Here is a 4983-nt window from a genome sequence, read left to right on the forward strand (position 1 = left end):
ACACGTTGAATGTCGGCGGCGACCTACTCTCCCACACCCTGGCGGGTGCAGTACCATCGGCGCTGGAGGGCTTAGCTTCCGGGTTCGGGATGGGACCGGGCGTTCCCCCTCCGCCAAAACCACCGACAACAATATCAAATTATCAAACAAAGTGGATGCGCCACAAAAATGTGGTTGTGTGCTCAGGGTCGCACAGTGGATGCAAACAACTCGTCATGAACAAGCCCTCGGCCTATTAGTACCAGTCAACTCCACCCCTCACAGGGCTTCCATCTCTGGCCTATCAACCCAGTGGTCTGCTGGGGGCCTTAACCACGCAAGGTGGTGGGAGACCTCATCTTGGAACGAGCTTCCCGCTTAGATGCCTTCAGCGGTTATCCCTTCCGAACATAGCCAACCAGCCGTGCTCCTGGCGGAACAACTGGCACACCAGAGGTTCGTCCGTCCCGGTCCTCTCGTACTAGGGACAGCCTTCCTCAAGTCTCCTGCGCGCGCGGCGGATAGGGACCGAACTGTCTCACGACGTTCTAAACCCAGCTCGCGTACCGCTTTAATGGGCGAACAGCCCAACCCTTGGGACCTACTCCAGCCCCAGGATGCGACGAGCCGACATCGAGGTGCCAAACCATGCCGTCGATATGGACTCTTGGGCAAGATCAGCCTGTTATCCCCGGGGTACCTTTTATCCGTTGAGCGACACCCCTTCCACCAGGTGGTGCCGGATCACTAGTCCCGACTTTCGTCCCTGCTCGACCTGTCAGTCTCACAGTCAAGCTCCCTTGTGCACTTACACTCAACACCTGATTGCCAACCAGGCTGAGGGAACCTTTGGGCGCCTCCGTTACATTTTGGGAGGCAACCGCCCCAGTTAAACTACCCACCAGGCACTGTCCCTGAACCAGATCATGGCCCGAGGTTGAGACACCCAATTCGACCAGAGTGGTATTTCAACAGCGACTCCGCCATCACTAGCGTGACAACTTCACAGTCTCCCACCTATCCTACACAAGCCGAACCGAGCACCAATACCAAGCTGTAGTAAAGGTCCCGGGGTCTTTCCGTCCTGCCGCGCGTAACGAGCATCTTTACTCGTAGTGCAATTTCGCCGAGTCTGTGGTCGAGACAGCGCCCAAGTCGTTACGCCATTCGTGCAGGTCGGAACTTACCCGACAAGGAATTTCGCTACCTTAGGATGGTTATAGTTACCACCGCCGTTTACTGGCGCTTAAATTCTCCGCTTCGCCCCGAAGAGCTAACAGGTCCTCTTAACGTTCCAGCACCGGGCAGGCGTCAGTCCGTATACATCGTCTTGCGACTTCGCACGGACCTGTGTTTTTAGTAAACAGTCGCTTGGGCCTGGTCTCTGCGGCCGGCTGCCCCTAGCCCGCGAGGAGCTTCAGAGCCTCCGGCCCCCCTTCTCCCGAAGTTACGGGGGTATTTTGCCGAGTTCCTTAACCACAGTTCACTCGATCGCCTCGGTATTCTCTACCTGACCACCTGTGTCGGTTTAGGGTACGGGCCGCAACAGCACTCGCTAGAGGCTTTTCTCGGCAGCATGGGATCACCCTACTTCGCCTCAATCGGCTATGCATCACCTCTCACCCACATGACATGCGGATTTACCTACATGTCGGGCTACAGGCTTACACCAGGACTACCACCGCCTGGCGGGACTACCCTCCTGCGTCACCCCATCGCTTGCCTACTACCGGATCGGATCCCACGCTCCCCCGACCCCGATCACCCCGAAGGGCTCACAGGCGGGTTCGGATGGTTAGCATCACCGGCCTCAGCACGGACGCACTGTCACGGGCACGGGAATATCAACCCGTTGTCCATCGACTACGCCTGTCGGCCTCGCCTTAGGTCCCGGCTCACCCTGGGCGGATTAACCTGGCCCAGGAACCCTTGGTCATTCGGCGGCAGAGGTTCTCACTCTGCATTCGCTACTCATGCCTGCATTCTCACTCCCACACCCTCCACGACTCCCTCACAGGGCCGCTTCACCGGATGCAGGACGCTCCCCTACCCAACACCACGACTACACAACCCCCCACAAGGAGAGGAAGCGGATCTACATGTGGCATTGCCACGGCTTCGGCGGTGCGCTTGAGCCCCGCTACATTGTCGGCGCAGGACCACTTGACCAGTGAGCTATTACGCACTCTTTAAAGGGTGGCTGCTTCTAAGCCAACCTCCTGGTTGTCTGGGCGATCCCACATCCTTTCCCACTTAGCGCACGCTTAGGGGCCTTAGCCGGTGATCTGGGCTGTTTCCCTCTCGACTACGAAGCTTATCCCCCGCAGTCTCACTGCCGCGCTAGAAATACCGGCATTCGGAGTTTGGCTGAGTTCAGTAAGATTTTGGTCCCCCTAGCCCATCCAGTGCTCTACCTCCGGCATCCACCACACGACGCTGCACCTAAATGCATTTCGGGGAGAACCAGCTATCACGGAGTTTGATTGGCCTTTCACCCCTACCCACAGCTCATCCCCCAGGTTTTCAACCCTGGTGGGTTCGGGCCTCCACGACGTCTTACCGACGCTTCACCCTGGCCATGGGTAGATCACTCCGCTTCGGGTCTACACCCCGCGACTACACGCCCTATTCAGACTCGCTTTCGCTACGGCTACCCCACACGGGTTAACCTCGCCACGAAGCATAACTCGCAGGCTCATTCTTCAAAAGGCACGCCATCACCCCGAAAGGCTCTGACGGCTTGTAGGCACACGGTTTCAGGTACTATTTCACTCCCCTCCCGGGGTACTTTTCATCTTTCCCTCACGGTACTAGTCCGCTATCGGTCATCAGGGAGTATTTAGGCTTACCGGGTGGTCCCGGCAGATTCACAGCAAATTCCACGAGCTCGCTGCTACTCGGGAACAATCTCCAGACCACGAAACGTGTTTTCGCGTACGGGGCTCTCACCCACTACGGCGACCCTTTCCAGAAGTCTTCCACTAACACGAATCCAATGACCTCGGCAGCGCGGCAGCACCACCACGAGAAAATCCCACAACACCCCAGCCGCAACGCCTGCCGGCTTGACACGACCAAGGTTTAGCCTCATCCGCTTTCGCTCGCCACTACTCACGGAATCACGGTTGTTTTCTCTTCCTGTGGGTACTGAGATGTTTCACTTCCCCACGTTCCCCCCGTACACCTATGAATTCAGTGCACGGTGACGCCCCATGACGGGCGCCGGGTTTCCCCATTCGGACATCCTCGGATCACAGCTCGGTTGACAGCTCCCCGAGGCCTATCGCGGCCTCCCACGTCCTTCATCGGCTCCTGATGCCTAGACATCCACCATGTGCCCTTAAACACTTATTCACAACAAGATGCTCGCATCCACTATGCAACACTCAACACACAACCACACCCCAACCCACCACGACCACCACCACCCCAACCACGCAGGGCGTTAGACGATCCAGGCCAGGAGCCGAAGAAACCACCCGCTTCCCAGGTGTCCCCTCAGGACCCAACAGCGTGCCGAACCATTACATTCACGAACCAGACTCTATGTTCCACCCAGCGCCACACCCAACCATCAGATGCGACTTCTTCGAAGAAGGAGAACCAGGCCCAACACTTCAAGCACTGGTCAACCCCACCAACACGGTGGACTCCTTAGAAAGGAGGTGATCCAGCCGCACCTTCCGGTACGGCTACCTTGTTACGACTTCGTCCCAATCGCCGGTCCCACCTTCGACGACTCCCTCCCACAAGGGGTTAGGCCATCGGCTTCGGGTGTTACCAACTTTCATGACGTGACGGGCGGTGTGTACAAGGCCCGGGAACGTATTCACCGCAGCGTTGCTGATCTGCGATTACTAGCGACTCCAACTTCACGGGGTCGAGTTGCAGACCCCGATCCGAACTGAGACTAGCTTTAAGGGATTCGCTCCACCTCGCGGTCTCGCAGCCCTCTGTACTAGCCATTGTAGCATGTGTGAAGCCCTGGACATAAGGGGCATGATGACTTGACGTCATCCCCACCTTCCTCCGAGTTGACCCCGGCAGTCTCCCATGAGTCCCCGGCATAACCCGCTGGCAACATGGAACGAGGGTTGCGCTCGTTGCGGGACTTAACCCAACATCTCACGACACGAGCTGACGACAGCCATGCACCACCTGCACACCAGCCACAAGGGAACGCCTATCTCTAGACGCGTCTAGTGCATGTCAAACCCAGGTAAGGTTCTTCGCGTTGCATCGAATTAATCCACATGCTCCGCCGCTTGTGCGGGCCCCCGTCAATTCCTTTGAGTTTTAGCCTTGCGGCCGTACTCCCCAGGCGGGGCACTTAATGCGTTAGCTGCGGCACAGAGACCGTGGAATGGCCCCCACACCTAGTGCCCACCGTTTACGGCGTGGACTACCAGGGTATCTAATCCTGTTCGCTCCCCACGCTTTCGCTCCTCAGCGTCAGTATCGGCCCAGAGACCCGCCTTCGCCACCGGTGTTCCTCCTGATATCTGCGCATTTCACCGCTACACCAGGAATTCCAGTCTCCCCTGCCGAACTCAAGTGATGCCCGTATCGACCGCACGCTCAGGGTTGAGCCCCAAGTTTTCACGACCGACGCGACACACCGCCTACGAGCTCTTTACGCCCAATAATTCCGGACAACGCTCGCACCCTACGTATTACCGCGGCTGCTGGCACGTAGTTGGCCGGTGCTTCTTCTACCGGTACCGTCAGTCACCCTTCGTCCCGGTCGAAAGAGGTTTACAACCCGAAGGCCGTCATCCCCCACGCGGCGTCGCTGCGTCAGGCTTTCGCCCATTGCGCAATATTCCCCACTGCTGCCTCCCGTAGGAGTCTGGGCCGTATCTCAGTCCCAGTGTGGCCGGTCGCCCTCTCAGGCCGGCTACCCGTCGTCGCCTTGGTAGGCCATCACCCCACCAACAAGCTGATAGGCCGCGGGCCCATCCCCAGCCGAAAAACTTTCCACCACCCACCATGCGATGAGAGGTC

3 rRNA genes are annotated in these 4983 nt (G+C 58.1%); all 3 read right to left on the reverse strand.

Annotated elements, in window-relative coordinates:
• Positions 1 to 10: 10 nt before the first annotated feature.
• Positions 11 to 127, reverse strand: a 5S ribosomal RNA gene (gene rrf / locus ACU436_RS42210).
• An 88-nt stretch (positions 128 to 215) separates the two neighbouring features.
• A 23S ribosomal RNA gene (locus tag ACU436_RS42215) occupies positions 216 to 3333 on the reverse strand.
• Between the two features lie 304 nt (positions 3334 to 3637).
• Positions 3638 to 4983, reverse strand: a 16S ribosomal RNA gene (locus ACU436_RS42220); the annotation flags it as partial.

The sequence above is a fragment of the Pseudonocardia wallangbongensis genome, assembly GCF_054486945.1.